Genomic DNA, 25,047 nt, shown 5'->3' with positions numbered 1-25,047 from the left:
CCGGCGCGCCGGGGGTCGCCGGCTGGCCGGGCGCCGGGCCGCCCGGCGGGGGCGCCTGGGCGGGGGGCTTGGGCTGAGCGGCCTGCGCCGGCATCGAGTTGAGCACCGGGCGGATGTAAAGCCGCGCGGTCTGACCGAGGTTGCGCGCCTCGCTGCCGTCGCTGCCGGGCACCGTGATGACCAAATTGTCGCCGTCGACGACGACCTCCGAACCGGACACGCCCAGCCCGTTGACGCGGGCGCTGATGATCTGCTGCGCCTGGGCCAGCGCCTCCCGGCTCGGCCGCGAGCCGTCCGGCGTGCGGGCGGTCAGCGTGACGCGGGTACCGCCCTGCAGGTCGATGCCGAGCTTCGGCGCGGCGCGCTTGTCGCCCGTGAGGAACACCAGCAGGTAGACGCCGACCAGCAGCAACAGGAAAACCGACAGGTAGCGGGCAGGGTGCACCGGCGCCGAAGACGATGCCACGTTCCTCGTATCTCCTTGGAAATCGGTTTCTTGCCCTGACAGAGCCTACGTGTCGCGGGCCTGCCGGCCGGGGTCGGTCAGTCCCTCGGATTCTTCCAAGTCGTGGTCCGCGGGGACGTCGGGCAGGATCTTGTCGCGCACGGCCAGCTTCATCCAGGTCGTCACCACGCCGGCCGCGATCTCCAGGTCGACGGTGTCCTCGGTGATCGCGACGATGGTGCCCTCGAGCCCGGACGTGGTGTGCACCCGGTCGCCGGGCTGCAGCGACTCCTGCAGGTCGATGGTGGCCTGCATCGCCCGCCGCTGGCGACGCTGCCCGAAGTACATGACGCCGATCATGATGATCACGAACGGCAAGAACAGGATCAAGCTATTCATGCGGCCAGTCTGCCAGCACCGCAGGTCGCCACCCACTGACCCCGCTCACTCGCGCCCGAGCGGATAGGCTTGAGCGGCGACGTGACAGCCGCGCCGCGGTGAGGAGGACGTGGTGGCCAGCCTCGAGCAGAGTCGCCAGCTGGTCACCGAAATCCCCGGTCCCGCATCGCTGGAGCTGAACAAGCGCCGGGCCGCAGCGGTGTCCGGCGGCGTCAACGTCTCCGTGCCGGTCTACGTCGCACGCGCCGGCGGCGGCATCGTCGAGGACGTCGACGGCAACCGGCTCATCGACCTGGGTTCGGGTATCGCGGTCACCACGATCGGCAACTCCTCGCCGCGCGTCGTGGACGCGGTGCGCGCTCAGGTGGACGACTTCACCCACACCTGCTTCATGGTGGCGCCGTACGAGGAATACGTCGCCGTCGCCGAGGAGCTCAACCGGATCACCCCGGGCTCGGGCGAGAAGCGCTCGGTGTTGTTCAACTCCGGCGCCGAGGCCGTCGAAAACGCCGTCAAGGTGGCCCGGGCCTACACCCGCAAGCCCGCGGTGGTGGCGTTCAACCACGCCTATCACGGGCGCACCAACCTGGCGATGGCGCTCACCGCCAAATCCATGCCCTACAAGAGCGGCTTCGGACCGTTCGCGCCGGAGGTGTACCGGGCGCCGCTGTCCTACCCCTACCGGGACGGTCTGCACGACAAGGAGCTCGCCACCGACGGCGAAAAGGCCGCCGCTCGCACGATCGGCATCATCGAAAACCAGGTCGGCGCCGACAGCCTGGCCGCCGTCATCATCGAGCCGATCGCCGGCGAAGGCGGATTCATCGTTCCCGCAGAGGGATTCCTGCCCGCGCTGCTCGACTGGTGCCGCCGCAACGACGTGGTGTTCATCGCCGACGAGGTGCAGACCGGCTTCGCGCGCACCGGCGCCATGTTCGCCTGCGAGCACGAGGGCATCGTGCCCGACCTGATCTGCACCGCCAAGGGCATCGCCGACGGCCTGCCGCTGTCGGCGGTCACCGGCCGCGCCGAAATCATGGACGCATCGCATGTCGGCGGTTTGGGCGGCACGTTCGGCGGAAACCCGATCGCGTGTGCGGCGGCGCTGGCCACCATCGCGACGATCGAAAGTGACGGCCTGGTCGAGCGGGCACGACAGCTGGAACGTCTGATCACCGAACCGTTGTTGCGCCTGCAGGCCGGCGATGACCGGATCGGCGAGGTGCGCGGCCGGGGCGCCATGATCGCCATCGAGCTGGTGAAGTCGGGAAGCACCGAGCCCGATGCGGAACTGACCAAAAAGCTGTCCACCGCGGCCCACGCGACCGGGGTCATCGTGTTGACGTGCGGCATGTTCGGCAACATCATCCGGCTGCTGCCGCCGCTGACCATCAGCGACGAGCTGTTGATCGAGGGGATCGACATCCTGGCCGCGATCCTGAGCGACCTCTAGCCCCGGCGTGCGAAAGATCACACCACCGGTAGTCCATTGAGGAATACCATTAGTTTAGCTAACGTTCTAGTCATCAGCGCAGCGTCGCGCGACCGATCTACTTCCTTCTTATGCGAATCAGGGGAACCTGCATGTCGACTACTTCCGAACAGCGGCTCGCACGCCGAGTCGACGACCTCACCGCCAACGACCCACAGTTCGCCGCCGCCCGGCCCGACCCGGCGGTCGCCGAGGCCCTCGAGCAGCCTGGACTGCGCCTGCCGCAGATCATCCGGACCGTGCTCGAGGGTTACGCCGACCGCCCGGCCCTGGGCCAGCGCGTGGTGGAGTTCGTCAAGGACGCCACAACCGGACGCACCTCGCTCGAGCTGCTCCCCCGTTACGAGACCATCACCTACCGCCAGCTGAGCGAACGCGCCGGTGCCCTGGCGCGCGCGTTGGCTGCCGGCTCGGTGCGGCCGGGCGACCGGGTGGCCGTGCTGGGCTTCAACAGCGTCGACTTCACGACCATCGACGTCGCGCTGGCCCAGCTCGGCGCCGTGTCGGTGCCGCTGCAGACCAGCGCCGCACTGGCGCAGCTGCAGCCGATCGTGGCGGAGACCGAACCCGCCGTCATCGCGGCGAGCGTGAACCAGCTGCCCGACGCCGTCGAGTTGATCCTGGCCGGCCACACCCCGGCCAAGCTGGTGGTCTTCGACTACCACCCCGAGGTCGACGACCAGCGCGAGGCCGTCGAGGCCGCCCGCGCGCGGCTGGCGGACACCGCGATCACCGTCGAGGCCCTGGCCGACGTGCTCGAGCGCGGGACGGCGCTGCCCGACACGCCGCCGCCGGCGTCGTCGGACGAGGACCCGTTGGCGCTGCTGATCTACACCTCCGGCAGCACCGGCGCGCCCAAGGGCGCGATGTACCGCGCCTCCAACGTCGGCAAGATGTGGTGCCGGTCGGCCAGGAACTGGTTCGGACCGAGCGCCGCGTCGATCACCCTCAACTTCATGCCGATGAGCCACGTCATGGGCCGCGGCATCCTCTACGGCACCCTCGGCAACGGCGGCACCGCGTACTTCGCCGCGCGCAGCGACCTCTCGACGCTGCTCGAGGACCTTGAGCTGGTCCGGCCGACCGAGTTGAACTTCGTGCCACGGATCTGGGAGACGCTGTTCGGCGAGTTCCAGCGCCAGGTGGACCGCGGGGTCCCCGCCGCGCAGGTCCTCGACGAGCAGCGGCAGTACCTGCTCGGCGGCCGGTTCATCTTCGCGATGACGGGCTCGGCGCCGACCTCACCGGAGCTGCGCAACTGGGTCGAGTCGCTGCTCGAGATGCACCTGCTGGACGGGTACGGCTCCACCGAGGCCGGCATGGTCCTGTTCGACGGCGAAGTCCAGCGCCCGCCGGTGGTCGACTACAAGCTGGTCGACGTCCCGGACCTGGGCTACTTCGGCACCGACCGGCCGCACCCGCGCGGTGAATTGCTGCTCAAGACCCAGAACATGTTCCCCGGTTACTACAAGCGGGCCGAGACCACCGCCAACGTGTTCGACGAGGACGGCTACTACCGGACGGGCGACGTCTTCGCCGAGGTCGGCCCCGACCGGCTGGTGTACGTCGACCGCCGCAACAACGTGCTCAAGCTCGCGCAGGGCGAGTTCGTCACCCTGGCCAAGCTGGAGGCGGAGTTCGGCAACAGCCCGCTGGTGCGGCAGATCTACATCTACGGCAACAGCGCCCAGCCCTACCTGCTGGCCGTCGTGGTGCCGACCGAGGAGGCCCTGGCGCGCTACCAGGCCGACGAGCTGAAGGCGGTGATCGCCGATTCGCTGCAGAACGTCGCGCGCGACGCCGGCCTGCAGTCCTACGAGGTGCCGCGCGACTTCATCGTCGAGACCACGCCGTTCAGCCTGGAGAACGGCCTGCTGACCGGCATCCGCAAGCTGGCGTGGCCGAAGCTCAAGGCGCACTACGGCGAGCGGCTCGAAGCGCTCTACGCCGAGTTGGCGCAGAGCCAGGCCAACGAGCTGAGCGAGCTGCGCCGCGGCGGGGCGGACCGTCCCGCGCTCGAGACCGTGAGCCGCGCCGCGGCCGCGATGCTGGGCACCGCCACCAGCGACCTGTCCCCCCAGGCGCACTTCACCGACCTGGGTGGGGATTCGTTGTCCGCCTTGACATTCGGCAACCTGTTGCGGGAGATCTTCGACGTCGACGTGCCGGTGGGCGTCATCGTCAGCCCGGCCAACGACCTGCGCGCCATCGCCGGCTACATCGAGGCCGAGCGCAAGGGCACCAAGCGGCCCACGTTCGCGGCCGTGCACGGTCGGGACGCGACCGAGGTGCGCGCGAGCGACCTGACGCTCGACAAGTTCCTCGAGCCCTCGACGCTGGCCGCCGCGCCCGAACTGTTGAAGCCCACCTCCGAGGTGCGGACCGTGTTGCTGACCGGCTCCACGGGCTTCCTCGGCCGCTACCTGGCGCTGGAGTGGCTGGAGCGGATGGACCTGGTCGACGGCAAGGTGATCGCGCTGGTGCGGGCCCGCTCCGACGAGGAGGCCCGGGCCCGGCTGGACAACACCTTCGACAGCGGTGACCCGAAGCTGCTGGCGCACTACCGCGAGCTGGCCGCCGACCATCTGGAGGTCCTCGCCGGCGACAAGGGCGAGGCCAACCTCGGCCTGGACCAGGCGACGTGGCAGCGGCTGGCCGACACCGTCGACCTCATCGTCGACCCGGCGGCCCTGGTCAACCACGTGCTGCCGTACAGCGAGCTGTTCGGGCCGAACGCGCTGGGCACCGCCGAGCTGCTCCGGCTCGCGCTGACCACGAGGCAGAAGCCGTACCTGTACACGTCGACGATCGGCGTCGGCGACCAGATCGAGCCGGGCAAGTTCGTCGAGGACGCCGACATCCGCGAGATCAGCGCGGTGCGGGCGATCAACGACAACTACGCCAACGGCTACGGCAACAGCAAGTGGGCCGGCGAGGTTCTGCTGCGCGAGGCGCACGACCTGTGCGGCCTGCCCGTGGCGGTGTTCCGGTGCGACATGATCCTGGCCGACACCACCTACGCGGGACAGCTCAACCTGCCGGACATGTTCACCCGGCTGATGCTGAGCCTGGTGGCCACCGGTGTGGCGCCCGGTTCGTTCTACGAGCTGGACGCCGACGGCAACCGGCAGCGCGCCCACTACGACGGGCTGCCCGTCGAGTTCATCGCCGCGGCGATCTCCACCCTGGGTGCGCAGGCCGAAGGTTTCCAGACGTACCACGTGATGAACCCGTACGACGACGGCATCGGGCTCGACGAGTACGTCGACTGGCTGATCGACGCCGGCTACCCGCTGCATCGGGTCGACGACTACGCCGAATGGCTGCGGCGGTTCGAGGGCTCGGTCCGGGCCCTGCCGGAACGGCAGCGTCAGTACTCGCTGCTGCCGCTGCTGCACAACTACCAGAAGCCGGAGCGGCCGCTGCGCGGATCGCTGGCGCCGACCGAGCGGTTCCGCGCCGCGGTGCAGGAGGCGAAAATCGGTCCCGACAAGGACATCCCGCATGTCTCGGCGCCGATCATCGTCAAGTACGCCACCGACCTGCAGTTGCTCGGACTGCTGTGACCCGCTAGCCCTGGGGGTGCGGCCAGCGCAGGTACCCGGCGCCCGACGATCCCTCCGCGCGTTGGCGACGCCATCCGCGCTTGGGCTGGGCGTCCCCCGGGCCGTATCGGTCGACCCGCGGCTGGGTCAGCGCACCCGAGGACACCTCCTCGGCCGGCGGGTCCGCCGGACTCGGCGTGTACTTCGCCTCGGAATAGACCGGCTGGGCGTAGGCCGGGTCGGCGGCCCGCGCGGCGCGTGCCTCGGCCACCCGTGTCAGGGCCTCGACGTCACGCGCCGACCGCACCGCCAGGCGAGCCACGGCGGCGGCTCCCACGAAAATGATCAGGGCGCCCAGACCGGAGAAGTACGAAACCTCGAGAACGGCGCGCTTGCGGTCGGAGGCCGCGATCGGATCGCCGGCGGAACCGATCCCCAACATCGGGGCGACCTCGCCGCCGATCACGAACCAGACGCCGGCGAGCACGGCCAGCCAGCCGCCCACCATCGCGGTGACCCGATTCGCGGAAAAGATCAGCAGCACGCCGGCCAGCACCGCCGCGCCTCCGGGCAGCACCTCGAGCCATCCCCGGCCCGTGGTCCACACCCAGTCCTGCCCCGGCGTGTAGGCGAAATTGAAGTGGGGGCCGACGAACGGTATCAGTGCGCCCCAAGCACCCAGAACGACCAAAATCAATCCGCTGAGCGCGCCCCGCGAGCGCGGCATCCACAACGCGCTGGGTCGGCCGGTATCTACGTCTGTCATCAATTTCCCCTCGATAGAAGCCCGACTAGTTCGGCCCGGCACGGGTACCCCCGGCGGTCGCCGGTGTAACCCGGCCGATCGAGGTTGTGGCTAATGGGTCCAGTGTGACTGGTGTTACCGGTAAAGCCCCAGCACCACCAGCACGATGGCGATCACCGGGAAGGTGCCCTGAATGAGCGCGGCCCGCGCCTTCTCCGGCGCGGACAGCAATAGCACGACCGCGGCGGCGGCCATCGACCCGACGCCCGCCAACACCAGCGCCACTCCCACGGCGGTGTCCCCCATCACCACCGGGGGGATGCCGAGGCCGGTGACGATCGCCAGGAACAGGTTGTAGAAGCCCTGATTGAAGGCGAGCAGTTTGGTGGCCTCGGCCTCCTCGGCCGACGTGCCGAACCTGGCCCGGGTGCGTTCCGAGGTCCAGGTCAACGACTCCATCGTGAAGATGTAGACGTGCAACAGGGCGGCCAGCGCGGCGAACACCAACCCGGCGGTGAGCATCGCTCCTCCTCGCTAGTCGAACAGCCCGTCTGCGGCGTCAAGAACAATACCGACCGGGGGTTGGCCGGGCTGCTCGATCGCGAGGTTTTAGACGCCGGCGTGGTGGTGGCGACGGCCGAACAGGCCGCCCCCGGCGCGCCGGTGGAACAGGCCGCCCCGGGCGCGCCCGTCGGCACGCGCGTCGCGAGCCGATTCGTCGTACATGGCCGGTTCCGCCGCCGGGGTGGTCGCGGTCGCGGCGGGCGCCGGTTCGGTCACCACGACGTCGCGGGCGTGCCGGACCGCCACGCGGGCCAGCGCGGCCCCGCCCAGGAAGACGATCAGCGCGCCGAGGCCGGTGAAGTAGGTGACCTCGAGCAGGGCCCTCTTCAGGTCGCTTGCGGCCGCGGGTTGGCCCACGTCCCCGATTCGCAGGGTGGGCGCGAACGCGCGGCCGACCACGAACCAGGCGCCGGCGAACACCGCCAGCCAGCCGCCGAGCATGGCGCTGGCGCGGTTCTTGGAGACCAGCAGGATCAGGCCGCCCACCACGGCGACGGCGCCGGGGAACACCTCGAGCCAGCCTTTCGCGGCCGTCCAGGTCCAGGCGGGGTCCAGCGAATAGGTCCACCTGATCAGGGGTCCGATGAACGGCGCCAACGCGCCCCAGGCACCCAGCAGGATCAGGAGTAGCCCGGTCACGGCGCCGCGGGTGCGTGGCATGTAAGGCGCGTGTGGGCGTTCATAGTCGGGGCCGGTGTGCCTCATCAGAAACCTCCTACAGGTCAGTACTGATGCAGCGTTGGGTACCCCCGCCGGGGGTGACGTAACACACGCGTGTAGCGGCCACTACTCGAACAGGCCGGGTTGGCCCAACCCGGCGGCGCCGGCCGGCGGGGTCAGGCCGAGGTGCGTCCAGGCCTGCGCGGTGGCCACCCGGCCGCGCGGGGTGCGCGCGACCATGCCGGCCCGCACCAGGAACGGCTCGCACACCTCCTCGACGGTCGCGGCCTCCTCACCCACCGCGACCGCCAGCGTCGAAACGCCGACCGGGCCGCCGCCGAAGCCGCGGGTCAGCGCCGACAGCACCGCCCGGTCCAGCCGGTCCAGGCCCAGCTCGTCGACGTCGTAGACCGCCAGCGCGGACTTGGCGACGTCGCGGGTGATCACGCCGTCGGCGCGCACCTCGGCGAAGTCGCGGACCCGGCGCAGCAGCCGGTTGGCGATCCGCGGGGTGCCGCGCGAGCGCCGCGCGATCTCGGCCCCGGCCTCGGCGCCCAGCTCGATGCCGAGGATCCCGGCGGAACGCGCCAGCACCCGCTCGAGCTCGGCGGGCTCGTAGAAGTCCATGTGCGCGGTGAAGCCGAACCGGTCGCGCAGCGGTCCGGTCAGCGCGCCGGACCGGGTGGTCGCGCCGACCAGGGTGAACGGCGCCACCTCCAGCGGGATCGACGTCGCCCCGGGGCCCTTGCCGACCACCACGTCGACCCGGAAGTCCTCCATCGCCAGGTAGAGCATCTCCTCGGCGGGCCGCGCGATGCGGTGGATCTCGTCGATGAACAGCACGTCGTGCTCGACGAGGTTGGACAGCATCGCGGCCAGGTCGCCCGCGCGCTCCAGCGCCGGCCCCGAGGTCACCCGCAGCGACGAGCCGAGCTCGGCGGCGATGATCATCGCCAGCGAGGTCTTGCCCAGCCCCGGCGGGCCGGACAGCAGGATGTGATCCGGTGTGCCGCCGCGGTTTTTGGCTCCCTCGATGACCAGTTGCAGCTGTTCGCGCACCCGCGGCTGGCCGATGAACTCCGCCAGGGAGCGCGGCCGCAGGCTGACGTCGATGTCGCCCTCGCCCACGGTCAGGGCCGGGGAGACGTCGCGCTCGGGATAGTCGTCCGTCATTTGCGCCCCAACAACGACAGGGCGGCGCGCAGGGCCGCCGACGTCGACGCGTCGTGATCGTCGGACAGCACCTTGTCGGTCGCCTCCTCGGCCTGCTTGGCGGCGAAGCCCAGGCCGACCAGGGCCTCCACCACCGGGCCGCGCACCGCGTGGCCGTTCACCGCGGCGGCGACCCCCGGCGCGCCGGCCGCCACGACCTTGTCGCGCAGTTCCAGCACCATCCGTTCGGCGCCGCGTTTGCCGATGCCGGGGACCCGGGTCAGCGCGGCGACGTCGCTGTCGTGCAGCGCCTGCCGCAGCGCCGCGGCGTCGTGCACGGCCAGCGTCGCCATCGCCAGCCGCGGCCCGACCCCCGACACCGACAGCAGCGTCAGGAACAGGTCGCGGGTGTCGGAATCGGTGAAGCCGTACAGCGTCTGCGAATCCTCGCGGACGATCATCGCGGTGATCAGCCGCGCCTGGGTCCCGGTCCGCAGCGTCGCCAGCGTCGACGGCGTCGCGTTGACCCGGTAGCCGACGCCCGCGGCCTCGATCACCACGTGGTCGAGCGCCACCTCGAGCACCTCGCCGCGCACCGAGGCGATCATCGGGCGGCCTTCAGCTTGGCCTGCACCTTGGCGCGGTAGGCGTGGCGGTGCTGCGCGGCCAGCGCCTCGGCGGCGGCCATCCGGGCGAGCATCGGCGCCCGCCAGCAGTGGCAGATCGCCAGCGCGAGCGCGTCGGCGGCGTCGGCCGGCGTCGGCTTGGCTTGCAGCTCAAGGATTCTGGTGACCATGGCGGTGACCTGCGCCTTGTTGGCGGCGCCGTTGCCGGTGACCGCGGCCTTGACCTCGGTGGGGGTGTGGAAGTGCACGTCGATGCCGCGCCTGGCCGCCGCCAGCGCGATCACGCCGCCGGCCTGCGCGGTGCCCATCACGGTCGTGACATTGACCTGAGAGAACACCCGCTCGATGGCCACCACGTCGGGTTGATGGGTGGCCAGCCAATGCTCCACCGCATCGCTGATCGCCAGCAACCGCTTGGCCAGCGGCGCGTCCGACGGGGTGCGCACCACGTCGACGTCGAGCGCGACGACACTGCGCCCGCGCCCGGTCTGGACGACCGACAGGCCGCATCGGGTCAGCCCGGGATCGACGCCCATCACACGCATGGCCGGCTCCTTCGTACGAACAGCTGTTCGAGAGCCTAGCGGGCGGCGCCGACGGGATCCGGTAGGACACGCTGCGGCCCGGCGAATGCTGTTAACTTATAGCCCACGTTCGCTCGAGCACTGTGGCAACGGAAGGTTTGGTGTGGGAACACTCCTGCTCGTCCTCGCGGCAGTGCTGTTCATTGCGTCGATCGTGGTGCTGGTCATCGCGGTGCGGCGGCCCAAGAAGCCGGCCCGCCCGGCCGGGCGCCAGGACCCGCTCTCCTTCAACGCGATGCCGCAGTTCGGCCCCCGCCAGCTGGGGCCCGGGGCCATCGTCAGCTACGGCGGCGTCGACCTGGTGGTCCGCGGCTCGGTCACGTTCCGCGAGGGCCCGTTCGTGTGGTGGGAGCACCTGCTGGAGGGCGGCGACCAGCCGATCTGGCTGAGCGTCGAGGAGGACGACGGGCGCCTGAAACTGGCCATGTGGCTGACCCGCAAGGACCTCGCGCTGCAGCCGGGCGACCAGTACGTCATCGACGGGGTGGCGTTCCACGAAACGGAGCGCGGGCGGGCGTCCTACACCACCGAGGGCACCACCGGCCTGCCGGCCGGCGGCGAGATGGAGTTCCTCGACTGCGCCAACGCCGGCGAGACCGCCCTGCTCTCGTTCGAGCGGTGGGCCGCGGACATGCCGTGGGAGATCTCGACGGGCAAGTACGTCGTCCCCGGCGAGCTGACCGTCTACCCGGCGCCGCCGCCCACGACCCCGTAGGACCTTCTCCGTGCCCCTTCATCAGCTCGCCGTGGCGCCTGCGGACGTGTCCGGCGAGCGGCTGGGGCTGGCGCTCAACGCGCCCGCGCCGGCGGCGCTGGCCACCAGCACGCTGCGCCACCCCGACGGGAGCGCGCTGGTGCTCGGCGTCCTCGGCGCGTCGCACGTCGTCGCGGTCGAACACCCGAAAGGCGGCTTCTCCGAGCAGGTTTCGTGCACCGCGCGCAGCCTCGGCCGCGAGTTGCCGCAGCGGTCCAGGGCCCCCGGCTACCGCCTGCAGTCGCGCACCGAGACGCACGACGAGGCCAGCTTCCGTCGGCTGGCGCGCGACCTTCGCGAGCGTTGCGCGCGGCAACCGGGCTGGCTCGGGGGCACCTTTCCCGGCGACGACGCCGCGCTGACCGCCCTGGCCGCCGAACCCGACGGCGCCGGCTGGCGGTGGCAGACGTGGCACCTGTACCCGCGGCCGGGCGCCGGCGGCGTGGTGGTGCACACGGCGAGCCGGTGGCGCCCGTGAGCCGCAATCGCCTGTTTCTGATTTCCGGCGCGCTGGCCGTCGCGGCCGTCGTGTCGCTGGTCTTCGGAATCATCTTGCAGCAGAAGAACATTGCGTCCTACATCGCCGGCCACTATCACGAGTACTCGCGCGACGTGAACGGAACGCGCTACGTCTGCACCGGCTCGGCCGAGCAGGTCGCCGACACGCTCGCCGACTACCAGGCGCCCGAGGCGCGCGCCGCCAACGGCAACAGCGAATACCTGCGCTACAGCAACAACATCGTGATCGTGGGCCCCGACGGGAACTACCCGTGCAGCATCCGCGTCGAGCCGCTCAGCGCCGGATACAGCCACGGCTCGTTCATCTTCCTCGGCCCCGGTTTCTTCCCCGGATCCCCGTCGGGCGGCGCCGGCGGCTCCCCCGGCGGGCCGGGCGGGACCAAGTGATGGCTTAGCGGTTCACAGCAAAGGAGACAACCATGTACCTCGCCGTCGAGATCGGAACCGTCGACGTCAATCCCGTGCTGAAGGGCGGGCTCGCGACGATCCTGTACTTCGCGGTCGGCATGGCCGTGCTTTTCGTCGGGTTCTACATGGTCGACTGGCTGACCCCGGGAAACCTGCGCCAGCTGGTGTTCATCGATCGGCGCCCCAACGCCGTCGTCGTCGCCGGATCCATGTACATCTCGCTCACCACCGTCATCATCAGCGCCATCACCAACAGCTACAGCCAGCTGGGCCAGGGGCTGCTCGGCGTGGCCGTATACGGGTTGATGGGCGTGATCCTGCTGGGGATAGCGATGCTGGCGATGCACCTGCTGATCCCGGGCAGCTTCCACGAACACATCGACGAGCCGGAGCTGCATCCGGGATCCTTCGCGGTGGCGCTGATACTGCTCGCAGTGGGAGGGGTGACCGCCGCGGCGCTGTCATGACCTCCTCGGGGCGCTGGCGCGCCGTGCTGCTGGCCGCCGTGGCGGCGTGCGCGGCCTGCGGCATCATCTACGAGCTGGCACTGCTGACGCTGTCGGCCAGCCTCAACGGCGGCGGGATCGTCGCCACCTCGCTGATCGTGGCGGGCTACATCGCCGCGCTGGGCGCCGGCGCCCTGCTGGTCAAGCCGCTGCTGGCGCACGCGGCGATCGCGTTCGTCGCCGTCGAGGCTTTGCTGGGCATCGTCGGCGGGCTGTCGGCGGCGGCGCTGTACGTGGTGTTCGCGTTCCTGGACGGCTCGATCGGCTCGACGTGGGTGCTGGCGGCGGGCACGGCGCTGATCGGGGGCCTGGTCGGCGCCGAGGTGCCGCTGCTGATGACCCTGCTGCAACGCGGCCGCACGGCCGGCCCCTCCGACGCCGGCCGCACGCTGGCGAACCTGAACGCCGCCGACTACCTGGGCGCGTTGCTGGGCGGGCTGGTCTGGCCGTTCCTGCTGCTGCCCCACCTGGGCATGATCCGCGGCGCCGCCGCCACCGGCATCGTCAACCTGGCGGCCGCGGCCGTGGTGTCGGTGTTCCTGCTGCGCCGCATCGTCTCGCCGCGGCAGCTGGCCACGGCGCTGTGCGCGCTCACCGCCGCGCTCGCGGTGCTGGCCACGCTGCTGGTGCGCTCGGCCGACATCGAAACCACCAGCAGGCAACGGCTTTACGCCGACCCGATCATCGCGTACCGGCACACGCCGTATCAGGAGATCGTGGTGACCCGGCGCGGCAACGACATGCGCCTGTACCTGGACGGGGGCCTGCAGTTCTCCACCCGCGACGAGTACCGCTACACCGAAAGCCTGGTGTATCCGGCGCTGGGTAACGGCGCGCGCTCGGTGCTGGTGCTCGGCGGCGGCGACGGCCTGGCGGCCCGCGAGCTGCTGCGCCAGCCCGGTGTCGCCCGGATCGTCCAGGTCGAGCTCGACCCGGCGGTGATCGACCTGGCGCGCACCACGATGCGCGACGCCAACGGCGGCGCGCTGGACGACCCGCGCGTCAAGATCGTGATCGGTGACGCGATGACGTGGCTGCGGGGCGACCCCGACCGCTTCGATGCCGTCATCGTCGACCTCCCCGACCCCGACACACCCACCCTGGGCCGGCTGTATTCGACGGAGTTCTACGCGCTGGCCGCCCGCGCGCTGGCCCCGGGCGGGCTGATGGTCGTGCAGGCGGGCAGCCCGTTCTCCACGCCGACCGCGTTCTGGCGCACGGTCTCGACGGTCCGGGCGGCCGGCTACGCCGTTACGCCGTATCACGTGCACGTGCCGACGTTCGGCGACTGGGGTTTCGCCCTGGCGCAGCGCGCGGAGGCCGCGCCCATGCCCGCGATGCCGGCCGGCGCGCCGGCGCTGCGCTTCCTGAACCAGCAGGTGCTCGCGGCCGCCACGGTGTTCTCCGGTGACATCGGGCCGCGCGCCCTCGAGCCGTCGACCCTGGACAATCCGCGCGTCGTCGACGACATGCGCCGCGGCTATTACTAGGTGGCCGGGGCCTCGGACGTTGAATGTGAATCGTGGGCTTCGTGTGTGAGTTGTGGGCGGACAAATCGGCGAAATCCCGCCCTGAGTACACGCTGAAAACCGCCACCGCACACTTCAAGCCCTGAATGCACTCGCGATCGCCACTACGCGCGTCGGACCGCCTGCACCACCCACACCGACCCGCGGCCGCGGCGGTGCTCGTCGCGACGCACGCCGGCGAACCCGGCGGCGCGGCACTGCGCCGCGAAGGACTCGGCCTGCTGCTGCGTCCACCCGTGGCTCGCCAAGCCCGTGGCGCCGGGCTGGACACGGCGTTCCAGCACCAGCAGGCGCCCCGCCGGCGCCAGCGCGCGGCGGAGCTCGGCGAGCCCGGCCGTGACGTCGCGCCAGTGGTGCACGGTCTTGAGCGACCACGCGACGGTCGCCCCGCCGTCGGGCACGGGCAGCGCCTCGGCGGTGCCCTGCGACCAGCTGACGTTCGGGTGATCGCGCGTCGCGAGGCGGGCCAGGCGCAGCATCAACGGGGACGGGTCCACCCCGAGGGCCCGCGCGCCCCGCCGGGCGGCGGCGCGCACGGCATTGCCTGGGCCACAACCGATGTCGACGACGCGGTCGGTGTCCGACACGGCGGCCAAGTCGGCGGCAAAACGCGCGTTACCCCGCCCCGTGGCGAGCATGCCGAGGGCGGCCACCAGACCGATCGCGCCGCCGAAGCCCGGATGGTCGGCGTGATGGTTGACGACGGGCGTCGGCGAATCGGTCACTCGTCGTCGAGGGCGGCCAGCACCTCGTCCGAAAGGTCGACGTTGGTGTAGACGTTCTGCACGTCGTCGCTGTCCTCGAGCGCGTCGACGAGCTTGAACACCTTGCGGGCGCCGTCGACGTCGACGGGCACGCTGACCGACGGCTGAAAGCTGGCCTCGGCCGACTCGTAGTCGATGCCGGCGTCCTGCAGCGCGGTGCGCACCGCGACGAGATCGGTCGGCTCGGAGATGACCTCGAAGCTGTCACCCAGGTCGTTGACGTCCTCGGCGCCGGCCTCGAGCACCGCGGTCAGCACGTCGTCCTCGGTCAGGCCGTTTTTCTCCAACGTGACCACGCCCTTGCGGGAGAACAGGTAGGCCACCGAACCCGGGTCGGCCATGGTGCCGCCGTTGCGCGTCATCGCGACCCGGACCTCGCTGGCGGCGCGGTTGCGGTTGTCGGTCAGGCACTCGATCAGCACCGCCACACCGTTGGGCGCGTAGCCCTCGTAGGTGATGGTTTGCCAGTCCGCGCCGCCGGCCTCCTCGCCGGCGCCGCGCTTGCGGGCGCGCTCGATGTTGTCGTTGGGCACCGAGGTCTTCTTGGCCTTCTGGATCGCGTCGTAGAGCGTCGGGTTGCCGGCCGGGTCACCGCCGCCGGTGCGGGCCGCGACCTCGATGTTCTTGATCAGCCGGGCGAACTCCTTGCCGCGGCGGGCGTCCTTGACGGCCTTCTGGTGCTTGGTGGTGGCCCACTTGGAATGGCCGCTCATCGGTGTTGCTACCTCTTTTTTGGTTTCTGGTGCCTGACTAACTCGCCCAACGAGTCTACGTGGGCGCCGACCTCCGGGAGTCGGGCCGTCGCGCGTTCAGCGTGCGCTGAGGGCGTTCAGTGTGAGCCCACGGCGGGAATCCGGGCGCTTTTCGACCCCTCGTTCACACCCAAGGCCCGCACTGCACACTCAACACGATGACGTCAGGCCTCGCCCTTCACGATGTCGACGAACAGGTGGTGGATGCGCCGGTCGCCGGTCATCTCGGGGTGAAACGCCGTCGCCAGCATCGGGCCCTGCCGCACCGCGACAACGTGGCCGGCCGCGGTGGCCAGCACCCGCACCCCCTCACCCGTCCGCTCCACCCAGGGCGCGCGGATGAACACCGCGCGCACCGGCGCGTCGAGGTCCGCGAAGTCGATGTCGCCCTCGAACGAGTCGACCTGCCGGCCAAAGGCGTTGCGCCGCACCGTCATATCGATCGCGCGCAGCGGCAGCGCCTGGCGGCCCCTGGCGCCGGCGTCGAGGATCTCGCTGGCCAGCAGGATCATGCCCGCGCACGCGCCGTAGGCCGGCAGGCCCTCGGCCAGCCGGCGGCGCAGCGGCTCGAGCAGCTCCAGGTCGAGCAGCAGGTGGCTCATGGTGGTGGATTCGCCGCCGGGGATCACCAGCCCGTCCACCGCGTCGAGCTCCTCGCGGCGGCGCACCGGCATCGACTCGGCCCCGGCCTCGCGCAGCGCCGCCAGGTGCTCGCGGGTGTCGCCCTGCAGCGCCAGGACTCCGATCCGCGGCGCGCTCACGGCCGATACCCGCGCTGAAAGCGGGTCAGTCCCTCCTGCATGACCGCCGCGACCATCTCGCCGGTCTGCGTGAAGATCTTGCCCTGGCACAGCGAGCGGCCCCCGCTGGCCGACGGCGACGACTGGTCGTAGAGCAGCCACTCGTCGGCCCGGAACGCCCGCATGAACCACATCGCGTGGTCCAGCGACGCCACCTGCAGGTGCTCGCGCACGTCGAGGTGGGTGACCTGCGCCGAGCCCAGCAGCGTCAGGTCGCTCATGTAGGCCAGCGCGCAGATGTGCAGCACCGGGTCGTTCGGCAACGGGTCGCGGTGGCGAAACCACACCTGCTGCTGGGAGGCCTTGGCCGGCGAGAGCTGCAGCTGGTCGCGGGGGACGATGCACACGTCCCACTCCTCGAACTGCTTGAACCCGGCGTCGTCGAACACCTTGAGCGAGTCGAGGCCCGGCAGGCCGTCGGGCGGCGGCGCGGGCGGCATCGCGTCCTGGTGGTGGATGCCCTCCTGGTCGGTCTGGAAGGACGCCCCCATGCTGAAGATGATCTCCCCATGCTGGATGGCGTTGACGCGCCTGGTGGCAAACGAGCCGCCGTCGCGGGTGCGCTCGACGATGAAGACCGTCGGCTCGTTGGCGTCCCCGGGCCGCAGGAAGTACCCGTGCAGCGAGTGGACCTGATAGCGCGAGTCGACGGTGCGCACCGCCGAGACGAGCGACTGCCCCGCCACGTGCCCACCGAACGTGCGCTGGAAATATCCCGACTCCGGGCTGAACACCCGCCCGCGGTAGATGTTGACCTCGAGTTGCTCGAGATCAAGGATCTCTTCGATCGCCACGGACTGTTCTTACCAGCCACGTTCGGCGAGGCGATGCGGCTGCGCGAGCTGCTCGACGTTGATGCCCACCATCGCTTCGCCCAGCCCGCGCGACACCTTGGCCAGCACGTCGGGGTCGTCGTAGAAGGTGGTGGCCTTGACGATCGCGGCGGCGCGGTGCTCGGGCGCTCCGGACTTGAAGATGCCCGAGCCGACGAACACACCCTCGGCGCCGAGCTGCATCATCATCGCGGCGTCGGCGGGAGTGGCGATGCCGCCGGCGGTGAACAGCGTGACCGGCAGCTTGCCCGCCCGGGCCACCTCGGCGACCAGCTCGTAGGGGGCCTGCAATTCCTTTGCCGCCACATACAATTCGTCCTCGGACAGCGACGTCAGCCGGCGGATCTCGCCGCCGATGGCGCGCATGTGCGTGGTGGCGTTGCTGACGTCGCCCGTGCCGGCCTCGCCCTTGGAGCGGATCATCGCCGCGCCCTCGCTGATGCGTCGCAGCGCCTCGCCCAGGTTGGTCGCGCCGCAGACGAAGGGTACGGTGAATTTCCACTTGTCGATGTGGTGGGTGTAGTCGGCCGGGGTCAGCACCTCGGATTCGTCGACGTAGTCCACCCCGAGGCTCTGCAGGATCTGCGCCTCGACGAAATGCCCGATGCGCGCCTTGGCCATCACCGGGATGGTCACCGCGGCGATGATGCTTTCGATCATGTCGGGGTCGCTCATCCGCGACACCCCGCCCTGGGCGCGGATGTCGGCCGGCACCCGTTCCAGCGCCATCACCGCGACGGCGCCGGCGCCCTCGGCGATCCGGGCCTGCTCGGGGGTGACGACGTCCATGATGACGCCGCCCTTGAGCATCTCGGCCATGCCGCGCTTGACCCGCGCTGTTCCGGTCACCGCCTGGTTCACTGGCTTGTTCTCTTCGTTCATTGCGCTTCCACTCTAATGGTCAGCGACAAGCGAGTTTTCTCGTGATCAGCGGATCGACTCGAGCAGGCCGGGGTTGCGGGCGCCGTCCGCCAGGCGGTTGGCCGCGGGCAGCAATTCGCCCAGTTGCAGCGGGTAGACCTGCTCGCCCGCCGCGGTCAGCGCGGCGATGTCATTCGCGTCACACCACCGGGCGCCGTGGATGTAGCTGCGTTCCAGCTCGGTCCGTCCCACCAGCGATGGCTCGAACCGGCCGGTGCGGTGGACCAGGTAGAACTCCTCGCTGTCGATCAGCGAGCCGTTGAACTCGAAGACCTCGTCGCGCCGCCAGATCGGCCCGATCATGTCGGCCGGCGAGACCCGCAGGCCCGTCTCCTCGGCCAGTTCCCGCGCGGCGGCCTCCGCGCGCCGCTCGCCGTCGCCCACCTCGCCGCCCACCGTGAACCACCACCGGGGCGCGGCCCCGTCACCAAACGCCGGGTTCGCCGGGTCGGACCCGCACAGCAGCAGCACCGCGCCGGTCTCGTCGAGCAGCACCACCCGCGCCGAGGTGCGGTGGCTGGGCACGCCGGGAGCGCCCCCGTGCGCCAGCGCGTGTGGGCGCTCGAGGATCTCGAAATAGCTTGGCAGCGCGGCGGTTCCGCCGAGCCGGAAGGCGCGCACCAGGGGTCGTTCGGCCAGCGCCAGCGTGTCCCGAACGGCGTCGTTGTGAAAGCGGCGGGCCAGCACCACGCGCGCCTCGGCGTCGGCCAGCTCGGCGATCAGGCCCGCCGGCACCGCCGCCGGATCCACCGCGGCCAGCGCCCCCGACAGCTCGTTCTCCGCGCGCTCGCGGGCGGGCCGGGCGGCGCCCTCCGCGGCGTCGGCCAGCGCCGCCAGTCGACGGCCTTCGGGCGTGCCGCCGTAGGCGTCGATCGCGACGGCCCGCGCCACCACCGCGCGGCGGGCCAGCGCACCGTCGAGCGCCTGCCACGACAGGTCGTAGCGGACGTTGAGCCGGTCCAGCCGGTTCGCGGTCCGGTACGCCCACACGCCCAGCACGACGAGCGCGACGCCGATCGCCGTCATGAACAGGACCGCCCACGTCATCAGCTGGCCACCTGCACCTTGGCGCCCGAACCGGCGACCGTCTCGTACACGCGCATGATCTGGCTGGCCACCACCGACCAGTCGTAGCGGTGCACCGCCGTCGACGCGGCCGCCGTGTAGCGCTCGCGCAGCGCCTCGTCGGCCAGCACCTCGTTCAGCGCGTCGGCCAGCGCGGCGGCCTGCAAATCCGGGGCGTCGACCGGCACCAGCCGCCCGCATTCGCCGTCGCGCAACACTCGCCGGAAGGCGTCCAGGTCGCTGGCGACGACGGGGGTGCCGGCGGCCATCGCCTCGACCAGGACGATCCCGAAGCTCTCCCCGCCGGTGTTGGGCGCGCAGTAGGCGTCGGCGCTGCGCAACGCCGAGGCCTTACCGGCGTCGTCCACCTGGCCGAGGAAGCGCAGGTGGTCCGCGAAGTCGCCCGCCTGGGCGCGTAATTCGTCCGCGTCGCCGCGACCGACGATCAGCAGTTCGACATCCGGGAAGCGCTCCACCACGCGTGGCAGCGCGTCGAGCAGCACCGCCATGCCCTTGCGGGGCTCGCCGTATCGCCCCAGGAACACCACCGTCTTGCCCGGCCGCGGATAGCCGTCCAGCCGCGGGGCCGAGGCGAAGGACTCGACGTCGACCCCGTTGGGGATCTCCACGGCGTCGACGCCGAGCGCCTCCATCTGCCAGCGCCGCGCCAGGTCGGACACCGCGATGCGGCCGACGATCTTCTCGTGCATCGGCCGCAGGATGCCCTGGAAGACGGTCAGGGTCAGCGATTTCGTGGTCGACGTGTGGAACGTCGCCACGATCGGGCCCTCGGCGATGTTCAGGGCCAGCATCGACAGGCTCGGCGCGTTGGGCTCGTGCAGGTGCAGGACGTCGAAATCGCCGTCGGCGAGCCACTTTTTGACCTTGCGGTGGGTGGCCGGGCCGAACCGAAGTCGGGCCACGGACCCGTTGTAGGGGATCGGGACGGCCTTGCCCGCGGAGACGACGTAGTCGGGCAGCGAGGTGTGCGGCGAAACCGGCGCGAGCACGCTCACGTCGTGCCCGCGGGCGCGCATCACCTCGGCCAGCTGCAGGACGTGGGACTGCACCCCGCCCGGCACGTCGAACGAGTACGGACAGACCATCCCGATGCGCATCAGGTCGCCCTCAGCCGCGCCTGCTTCGCGTCCGACAGGTCGGCCAGCCATTGCGGCTGCATCATGTGCCAGTCCTCGGGGTGGGCGGCGATGCCCGCGGCGAACTGGTCGGCCAGCGCCTGGGTGATGGCGCGGACGTCACCGCTGCTGCAATCCAGCGCCGGCTGCACCGAGAAGCCCCACCCCCCATCGGCCTCGAACCAGGAATGGTCCGAGAGCAGGGCCGCCCCGGTCGCGATCGCCAGCTTCGCCGGTCCGGCCGGCATCCGGGTCGCCTCGCCGAAGAACTCCACCTCGACGCCGCTGCGGGTGAGGTCGCGGTCGGCCATCAGGCACACCAGCCCGCCGTCTCGGAGCCGCTCGCAGAGCACCTCGAAGGCGGGTCGGTCGCCGCCGGACAGCGGCAGCACTTCGAAGCCGAGACCCTCGCGGTAGTCGATGAAACGCCGGTACAGCGACTCGGGTTGGAGGCGCTCCGCGACGGTGGTGAACGTGCCGTACCTGTGCACCGCCCACACCCCGGCCATATCCCAGTTGCCGCTGTGCGGCAGGGCCACCACGGCCCCGCGGCCGGCGGCCAGCTCGGCGTCCAGATTCTCGAAACCTCGGAACGATTCGTGGAGCCGCCGGGCCAACCGTTCGTGGTTCATCGTGGGCAGCCGGAAGGCCTCCCGCCAGTAGCGGGCGTAGGACGCCAGCGAGGCGCGCATCAGGTCGTCCGGCACCTCCTCGGGCGGCACCCCGATGACGCGGGCCAGGTTCTTGCGCAACTGCCCCGGGCCGCCGTTGCGGGCGGCGTAACGCGCCCCGACGTCAAAGGCGCTGCGAGCGGCGAACTCCGGCATCGCCCGCACGGCCATCCAGCCGGTCGCGTACGCCCAGCCGGTCGCCGTGCCGCGGGTGAAGCGGGCCAGGTCCCCGATCACGGCATCGGCTCCGTCGCGCCGGGAGACGTCCGCACCGTGTGCAACCGCTGCGCGCAGGTGACCAGGCTGGCCGCCGCCAGCACCCACATCGCCACCGGCAGCGCGGGCGGCCACGCCACGAACGGAAAATCGGACACGCCGGCGCCGACGAGCACGATGATGAGCCGTTCAGGCCGTTCGATGATGCCGCCGTCGCCGCGCAGCCCGCTGGCCTCGGCCCGGGCCTTGATGTAGGAGATCACCTGCGAGGTGACCAGGCAGATCAGCGTCGCCACCACCAGCAGTTTGTCGTGCAGGCCGAAGGCGGCCCACCACAGCAGGCCGCAGAACACGGCGCCGTCGCTGACCCGGTCGCAGGTGGCGTCCAGCACCGCGCCGAAGCGGGTGCCGCCGCCGCGCTCCCGGGCCATCGCGCCGTCGAGCATGTCGAAGAGCACGAAGAACCAGACCACCAGCGTGCCGGCGAACAGCTTGCCCATCGGGAACAGCGTCAGCGCCCCCGCCACCGCGACGACGGTGCCCAGGATCGTGACGGCGTCCGGCGTCAGCCCCACCCGCAGGCAGGCCCGCGCGGTCGGGGTGGTGAGCCGGGCGAACGCCGCCCGCGACAGGAACGGCACCTTACTCATTTTTGCCGCGCCCACTCCGTGGCCAGCAGCTGGCGGGTTTCGCGCAGCAACTGCGGGATCACCTTCGACCCGCCGATGATCGTGATGAAGTTGGCGTCACCGCCCCAGCGCGGCACCACGTGCACGTGCAGGTGCTCGGCCAGCGAGCCGCCCGCCGACGTGCCCAGGTTCAGGCCGACGTTGAAGCCGTGCGGCCGCGACACGTTCTTGATGACGCGAATCGCCTTCTGCATGAAGGACATCAGCTCCGCGCTCTCCGCGTCCGTCAGATCCTCGAGCTCGGAGACCCGCCGGTACGGCACCACCATGAGGTGCCCGGGGTTGTACGGGTACAGGTTGAGCACGGCGTAGACGAGTTCGCCGCGGGCCACCACCAGGCCGTCCTCGTCGGACAGCTGCGGGATCTCGCTGAACGGCTGGTCGGGTTTGCCGTTATCCCGCTTCATCGGCGCTTCGGCCAGGTAGTTCATCCGGTACGGCGTCCACAACCGCTGCAGGTGGTCCTGCTCGCCGACGCCCCGGTCGAGGATCGTGTCGTCGCGCTGCTCGTCAGTCACCGCCGACCACTTTCAGCGATTCGGCGCTGGGAGCGGCGTTTTCGCGGTCGGCGATCCATTTGACGATGGCGTCGATCGCCGCGCCGACGGGCACGCCGTTGATCTGGGAGCGGTCACCGAAGCGGAAGCTGACGGCATCGGCCTCGACATCGCGGTCACCGGCCAGCAACATGAACGGCACGCGCTGGTTGGTGTGGTGGACGATCTTCTTGGCCATCCGGTCGTCGCTGGCGTCCACCTCGACCCGCACCCCGCGCGACTTCAGCTGCGCGGCAACGTTTTCCAGGTATTCCACGTGGTCGTCGGCGACCGGGATCCCGACCACCTGGACCGGCGCCAGCCACGCCGGGAACGCGCCCGCGTAGTGCTCGGTGAGGATGCCGAAGAACCGCTCGATCGACCCGAAAAGTGCGCGGTGGATCATCACGGGGCGCTGACGCGTCCCGTCGGGCGCGGTGTACTCCAGCTCGAAACGCTCCGGGAAGTTGAAGTCCACCTGGATGGTCGACATCTGCCAGCTGCGGCCCAGCGCGTCACGGGCCTGCACCGAGATCTTCGGGCCGTAGAAGGCCGCCCCGCCGGGATCGGGAACCAGCTCCAGGCCGGACTCCGCCGCCACCTCGGCCAGGGAGTTGGTGGCCTGCTCCCACATCTGGTCGGAGCCGACGAACTTCTCCGGGTCCTTGGTGGACAGCTCCAGGTAGAAGTCCTCCAGCCCGTAGTCGCTGAGCAACTCGAGCACGAACCGCAGCAGCGACGCCAGCTCGTCGTGCAGCTGTTCGCGGGTGCAGAAGATGTGCGAGTCGTCCATGGTGAACCCGCGGGCCCGGGTCAGCCCGTGCACCACGCCGGACTTCTCGTAGCGGTACACGGTGCCAAACTCGAAGAGCCGCAACGGAAGCTCGCGATACGACCGCCCGCGCGAGGCGAAGATCAGCGTGTGCATCGGGCAGTTCATCGGCTTGAGGTAGTAGTCCTGGCCCGGCTTGCGCACCGTTCCGTCGTCGTTGTACTCGGCGTCGAGGTGCATCGGCGGGAACATGCCGTCGGCGTACCAGTCCAGGTGGCCCGACGTGTGGAACAGCTGCGCCTTGGTGATGTGCGGGGTGTTGACGAACTCGTAGCCGGCCTCGATGTGCTTGCGCCGGGAATACTCCTCCAGCTCGCGGCGCACGATGCCGCCCTTGGGGTGGAAAACCGCCAGGCCCGAACCGATTTCGTCGGGGAAGCTGAACAGGTCCAGCTCGGCGCCCAGCTTGCGGTGGTCGCGGCGCTGGGCCTCCTCGATCAGCTCGAGGTGGCGGTCGAGGGCCTCCTGCGACTCCCACGCGGTGCCGTAGATGCGCTGCAGGCTGGCGTTGTTCTGGTCGCCCCGCCAGTAGGCGGCGGAGCTGCGGGTCAGCTTGAACGCCGGGATGTGCTTGGTGGTCGGGATGTGCGGGCCCCGGCACAAATCGCCCCAAACCCGTTCGCGGGTGCGGGGGTTGAGGTTGTCGTAGGCGGTGAGCTCGTCGCCGCCGACCTCCATCACATCCGGGTCACCCGACTTGTCGTCGACGAGCTCGAGCTTGTAGGGCTCGCCGGCCAGCTCGGCGCGCGCGGCGTCCTTGGACTCGTAGACGCGCCGGTCGAACAGCTGGCCGTCCTTGACGATCTGGCGCATCCGCTTTTCCAGCTTGTCCAAATCCTCCGGCGTGAACGGCTCGGCCACGTCGAAGTCGTAATAGAAGCCGTCGGTGATGGGCGGACCGATGCCCAATTTGGCCTGCGGGAAGAGGTCCTGGACGGCCTGGGCCAGCACGTGCGCGGCCGAGTGCCGGATGACGCTGCGGCCCTCGTCGGTGTTGGCCGCCACCGGGACCACCTCCGCGTCGGCGTCGGGCACCCAACTCAGGTCGCGCAGCTTGCCCTCGGCGTCGCGCACCACCACGATCGCGTCGGGCGCGCCCCGCCGCGGCAGCCCGGCCTCGCCGACCGCGGCGGCCGCCGTGGTCCCGGCGGGCACCCGGATCGGGGCTGCGGGATCGGGCTGCACGGCGGCGCTCATCGGGTTTGGTCTCCAGACGTTTCGGGGCGGGGATTGATCGTTGCAATGCTATCGGGGCGGGCCGCCCTCAGGGCTGGCCAGGCTTGAGCCGCACGAACAGCGCGTCGGCCTCGGTCAGCAGCGTGTCGCCGTCACGCAGCCGGCCCGACACGAAGATCTTGCGCCCGTCCACCCGGTCGATTCCCGCGTCGAACTGCAGTTCCTTCTCGATCGGCACGATGTGGCGGTAGTCGATCTTGAGGTAGGCGGTGCGCTGGCGGGGCCCTCCGGTGATCACCGAGGACGTCAGCCCGAGCACGGAATCGAACAGCATGCCGAGGGCCCCGCCGTGCACCGCGCCGTTGCGGCCCAGGTGATAGCGGCGAAAGCGGGCCCAGCCGTGGATGCGGCCGTCCTCACCCTTGCTCGCCTTCATCGGGATGCTCAGGATGTTGCCGCGCATCGGCACATCCATCCGGCGCCCGGACGGCGACTCCCATTCGTCGGTGTCGAAGGGCGCCAGCAACGCCGACAGCTTCTCCAGCTGGTCCGCGGCCTCGGTGATCACCTCGTCGGGAGCGTCGACGGCCCGGGCGTGGTCCTGCAGCTTGCGCACGGCGTCGATGAACCGGCCGTAGTCGGGGCCGCCCTTGGTCGTCGGATCCGGTGGGTTGAATCCGCCGCCGGGGTGTCTGTGATGGTCGCCGGCCACCAGGACACCGTATTGC

General features: G+C 70.6%; 26 protein-coding genes and 1 pseudogene. 7 read left to right on the top strand and 20 right to left on the bottom strand.

From position 1 onward, the window contains the following. Together A5673_RS28045 and yajC are read right to left on the bottom strand one after the other, a co-directional pair. A pseudogene (locus tag A5673_RS28045) lies at positions 1-466 on the bottom strand (protein translocase subunit SecD); the annotation flags it as partial. 45 nt (positions 467-511) lie between these two features. Next, positions 512-844 (bottom strand): preprotein translocase subunit YajC, encoded by a 333-nt coding sequence (gene yajC / locus A5673_RS28040; protein ID WP_068240292.1) that lies wholly within the window; start codon positions 842-844, stop codon positions 512-514. Between the two features lie 112 nt (positions 845-956). Between yajC and gabT the strand changes: the two genes are divergently transcribed. Both gabT and car read left to right on the top strand, forming a co-directional pair. Next, the gene (gene gabT, locus A5673_RS28035) at positions 957-2,297 is read left to right on the top strand and encodes a 4-aminobutyrate--2-oxoglutarate transaminase (RefSeq protein ID WP_068240327.1); all 1,341 of its coding nucleotides are present in this window, start codon (positions 957-959) and stop codon (positions 2,295-2,297) included. 131 nt (positions 2,298-2,428) lie between these two features. After that, complete coding sequence (gene car / locus A5673_RS28030) at positions 2,429-5,902, top strand: carboxylic acid reductase (RefSeq protein ID WP_068240283.1); 3,474 nt, start codon at positions 2,429-2,431, stop codon at positions 5,900-5,902. Between the two features lie 4 nt (positions 5,903-5,906). Here car and A5673_RS28025 read toward each other — a convergent pair whose 3' ends face one another. The 6 genes from A5673_RS28025 to ruvC all read right to left on the bottom strand — a co-directional run bounded on the left by A5673_RS28025 (position 5,907) and on the right by ruvC (position 10,173). Continuing rightward, positions 5,907-6,647 carry a hypothetical protein gene (locus A5673_RS28025; protein ID WP_068240281.1) on the bottom strand — a complete coding sequence of 247 codons (741 nt, stop codon included), beginning with the start codon at positions 6,645-6,647 and terminating at the stop codon, positions 5,907-5,909. A 114-nt stretch (positions 6,648-6,761) separates the two neighbouring features. Further along, complete coding sequence (locus A5673_RS28020) at positions 6,762-7,148, bottom strand: DUF1304 domain-containing protein (RefSeq protein WP_068240279.1); 387 nt, start codon at positions 7,146-7,148, stop codon at positions 6,762-6,764. Between the two features lie 87 nt (positions 7,149-7,235). Beyond that, positions 7,236-7,895, bottom strand: a complete 660-nt coding sequence (locus A5673_RS28015; RefSeq protein WP_068240276.1) for a hypothetical protein — start codon at positions 7,893-7,895, stop codon at positions 7,236-7,238. A gap of 81 nt (positions 7,896-7,976) precedes the next feature. Beyond that, positions 7,977-9,023 (bottom strand): Holliday junction branch migration DNA helicase RuvB, encoded by a 1,047-nt coding sequence (gene ruvB / locus A5673_RS28010; RefSeq protein ID WP_068240274.1) that lies wholly within the window; start codon positions 9,021-9,023, stop codon positions 7,977-7,979. Continuing rightward, positions 9,020-9,610, bottom strand: a complete 591-nt coding sequence (gene ruvA, locus A5673_RS28005) for a Holliday junction branch migration protein RuvA (protein WP_068240272.1) — start codon at positions 9,608-9,610, stop codon at positions 9,020-9,022. Before ruvA ends, ruvB begins: the two co-directional genes overlap by 4 nt. Continuing rightward, positions 9,607-10,173 (bottom strand): crossover junction endodeoxyribonuclease RuvC, encoded by a 567-nt coding sequence (ruvC, locus tag A5673_RS28000; RefSeq protein ID WP_068240270.1) that lies wholly within the window; start codon positions 10,171-10,173, stop codon positions 9,607-9,609. Before ruvC ends, ruvA begins: the two co-directional genes overlap by 4 nt. A gap of 142 nt (positions 10,174-10,315) precedes the next feature. Between ruvC and A5673_RS27995 the strand changes: the two genes are divergently transcribed. From A5673_RS27995 to A5673_RS27975, 5 genes are read left to right on the top strand one after another with little or no spacing between them, the layout of a single operon-like run. Next, positions 10,316-10,927 carry a DUF4178 domain-containing protein gene (locus tag A5673_RS27995; RefSeq protein ID WP_068240268.1) on the top strand — a complete coding sequence of 204 codons (612 nt, stop codon included), beginning with the start codon at positions 10,316-10,318 and terminating at the stop codon, positions 10,925-10,927. Between the two features lie 10 nt (positions 10,928-10,937). After that, on the top strand, positions 10,938-11,444 hold the full coding sequence (locus A5673_RS27990) for a DUF2617 family protein (protein ID WP_068240266.1): 507 nt from the start codon (positions 10,938-10,940) through the stop codon (positions 11,442-11,444). Next, positions 11,441-11,872 carry a DUF4247 domain-containing protein gene (locus A5673_RS27985; protein WP_068240322.1) on the top strand — a complete coding sequence of 144 codons (432 nt, stop codon included), beginning with the start codon at positions 11,441-11,443 and terminating at the stop codon, positions 11,870-11,872. The genes A5673_RS27990 and A5673_RS27985 overlap by 4 nt, the downstream gene beginning before the upstream one ends. Before the next feature lie 32 nt (positions 11,873-11,904). Continuing rightward, the gene (locus tag A5673_RS27980) at positions 11,905-12,360 is read left to right on the top strand and encodes a DUF350 domain-containing protein (protein ID WP_068240264.1); all 456 of its coding nucleotides are present in this window, start codon (positions 11,905-11,907) and stop codon (positions 12,358-12,360) included. Beyond that, complete coding sequence (locus A5673_RS27975; RefSeq protein ID WP_068240262.1) at positions 12,357-13,889, top strand: polyamine aminopropyltransferase; 1,533 nt, start codon at positions 12,357-12,359, stop codon at positions 13,887-13,889. The genes A5673_RS27980 and A5673_RS27975 overlap by 4 nt, the downstream gene beginning before the upstream one ends. Positions 13,890-14,032: 143 nt before the next feature. Here A5673_RS27975 and A5673_RS27970 read toward each other — a convergent pair whose 3' ends face one another. From A5673_RS27970 to A5673_RS27915, 12 genes are all read right to left on the bottom strand, one after another. Further along, entirely contained in the window at positions 14,033-14,653 is a 621-nt protein-coding gene (locus A5673_RS27970; protein ID WP_068240259.1) for a class I SAM-dependent methyltransferase, read from the bottom strand. After that, positions 14,650-15,405: a YebC/PmpR family DNA-binding transcriptional regulator gene (locus A5673_RS27965; RefSeq protein ID WP_068240257.1), complete on the bottom strand. Its 756-nt coding sequence runs from the start codon at positions 15,403-15,405 to the stop codon at positions 14,650-14,652. Before A5673_RS27965 ends, A5673_RS27970 begins: the two co-directional genes overlap by 4 nt. A gap of 203 nt (positions 15,406-15,608) precedes the next feature. Beyond that, positions 15,609-16,205 (bottom strand): pyridoxal 5'-phosphate synthase glutaminase subunit PdxT, encoded by a 597-nt coding sequence (gene pdxT, locus A5673_RS27960; protein WP_068240255.1) that lies wholly within the window; start codon positions 16,203-16,205, stop codon positions 15,609-15,611. Further along, positions 16,202-17,038 carry an acyl-CoA thioesterase II gene (tesB, locus tag A5673_RS27955; protein ID WP_068240253.1) on the bottom strand — a complete coding sequence of 279 codons (837 nt, stop codon included), beginning with the start codon at positions 17,036-17,038 and terminating at the stop codon, positions 16,202-16,204. The genes pdxT and tesB overlap by 4 nt, the downstream gene beginning before the upstream one ends. 9 nt (positions 17,039-17,047) lie before the next feature. After that, a complete protein-coding gene (pdxS, locus tag A5673_RS27950; RefSeq protein WP_068240251.1) occupies positions 17,048-17,959 on the bottom strand; it encodes a pyridoxal 5'-phosphate synthase lyase subunit PdxS in 912 nt (303 codons plus the stop codon). Between the two features lie 45 nt (positions 17,960-18,004). After that, the gene (locus tag A5673_RS27945; RefSeq protein ID WP_068240249.1) at positions 18,005-19,045 is read right to left on the bottom strand and encodes an NUDIX hydrolase; all 1,041 of its coding nucleotides are present in this window, start codon (positions 19,043-19,045) and stop codon (positions 18,005-18,007) included. Continuing rightward, on the bottom strand, positions 19,045-20,181 hold the full coding sequence (locus tag A5673_RS27940) for a glycosyltransferase family 4 protein (RefSeq protein ID WP_068240247.1): 1,137 nt from the start codon (positions 20,179-20,181) through the stop codon (positions 19,045-19,047). Before A5673_RS27940 ends, A5673_RS27945 begins: the two co-directional genes overlap by 1 nt. After that, entirely contained in the window at positions 20,181-21,107 is a 927-nt protein-coding gene (locus tag A5673_RS27935) for a phosphatidylinositol mannoside acyltransferase (protein ID WP_068240245.1), read from the bottom strand. Before A5673_RS27935 ends, A5673_RS27940 begins: the two co-directional genes overlap by 1 nt. Then, complete coding sequence (pgsA, locus tag A5673_RS27930) at positions 21,104-21,736, bottom strand: phosphatidylinositol phosphate synthase (protein ID WP_068240243.1); 633 nt, start codon at positions 21,734-21,736, stop codon at positions 21,104-21,106. Before pgsA ends, A5673_RS27935 begins: the two co-directional genes overlap by 4 nt. Beyond that, positions 21,733-22,293, bottom strand: a complete 561-nt coding sequence (locus A5673_RS27925) for an HIT domain-containing protein (RefSeq protein ID WP_068240241.1) — start codon at positions 22,291-22,293, stop codon at positions 21,733-21,735. Before A5673_RS27925 ends, pgsA begins: the two co-directional genes overlap by 4 nt. Next, positions 22,286-24,340, bottom strand: coding sequence for a threonine--tRNA ligase (gene thrS / locus A5673_RS27920; RefSeq protein WP_068240239.1), 2,055 nt, complete (start codon positions 24,338-24,340; stop codon positions 22,286-22,288). The genes A5673_RS27925 and thrS overlap by 8 nt, the downstream gene beginning before the upstream one ends. Before the next feature lie 67 nt (positions 24,341-24,407). Then, entirely contained in the window at positions 24,408-25,031 is a 624-nt protein-coding gene (locus A5673_RS27915) for a PaaI family thioesterase (protein WP_369806535.1), read from the bottom strand. Between the last annotated feature and the right edge of the window lie 16 nt (positions 25,032-25,047).

Origin of the sequence: Mycobacterium sp. E3198 (genome assembly GCF_001667015.1) — a bacterium.
Classification (GTDB): Bacteria; Actinomycetota; Actinomycetes; order Mycobacteriales; family Mycobacteriaceae; genus Mycobacterium.
This window is presented reverse-complemented; position numbering and strand designations above follow the sequence as displayed.

Excerpts from the sequence above, each read along its gene's own strand:
- yajC (WP_068240292.1), bottom strand. The coding sequence starts at position 844 with ATGAATAGCTTGATCCTGTTCTTGCCGTTCGTGATCATCATGATCGGC.
- car (WP_068240283.1), top strand. The coding sequence starts at position 2,429 with ATGTCGACTACTTCCGAACAGCGGCTCGCACGCCGAGTCGACGACCTC.
- A5673_RS28025 (WP_068240281.1), bottom strand. The coding sequence starts at position 6,647 with ATGACAGACGTAGATACCGGCCGACCCAGCGCGTTGTGGATGCCGCGC.
- A5673_RS28020 (WP_068240279.1), bottom strand. The coding sequence starts at position 7,148 with ATGCTCACCGCCGGGTTGGTGTTCGCCGCGCTGGCCGCCCTGTTGCAC.
- A5673_RS28015 (WP_068240276.1), bottom strand. The coding sequence starts at position 7,895 with ATGAGGCACACCGGCCCCGACTATGAACGCCCACACGCGCCTTACATG.
- ruvB (WP_068240274.1), bottom strand. The coding sequence starts at position 9,023 with ATGACGGACGACTATCCCGAGCGCGACGTCTCCCCGGCCCTGACCGTG.
- ruvA (WP_068240272.1), bottom strand. The coding sequence starts at position 9,610 with ATGATCGCCTCGGTGCGCGGCGAGGTGCTCGAGGTGGCGCTCGACCAC.
- ruvC (WP_068240270.1), bottom strand. The coding sequence starts at position 10,173 with ATGCGTGTGATGGGCGTCGATCCCGGGCTGACCCGATGCGGCCTGTCG.
- A5673_RS27980 (WP_068240264.1), top strand. The coding sequence starts at position 11,905 with ATGTACCTCGCCGTCGAGATCGGAACCGTCGACGTCAATCCCGTGCTG.
- A5673_RS27975 (WP_068240262.1), top strand. The coding sequence starts at position 12,357 with ATGACCTCCTCGGGGCGCTGGCGCGCCGTGCTGCTGGCCGCCGTGGCG.
- A5673_RS27965 (WP_068240257.1), bottom strand. The coding sequence starts at position 15,405 with ATGAGCGGCCATTCCAAGTGGGCCACCACCAAGCACCAGAAGGCCGTC.
- pdxS (WP_068240251.1), bottom strand. The coding sequence starts at position 17,959 with ATGAACGAAGAGAACAAGCCAGTGAACCAGGCGGTGACCGGAACAGCG.
- A5673_RS27945 (WP_068240249.1), bottom strand. The coding sequence starts at position 19,045 with ATGACGTGGGCGGTCCTGTTCATGACGGCGATCGGCGTCGCGCTCGTC.
- A5673_RS27940 (WP_068240247.1), bottom strand. The coding sequence starts at position 20,181 with ATGCGCATCGGGATGGTCTGTCCGTACTCGTTCGACGTGCCGGGCGGG.
- pgsA (WP_068240243.1), bottom strand. The coding sequence starts at position 21,736 with ATGAGTAAGGTGCCGTTCCTGTCGCGGGCGGCGTTCGCCCGGCTCACC.
- thrS (WP_068240239.1), bottom strand. The coding sequence starts at position 24,340 with ATGAGCGCCGCCGTGCAGCCCGATCCCGCAGCCCCGATCCGGGTGCCC.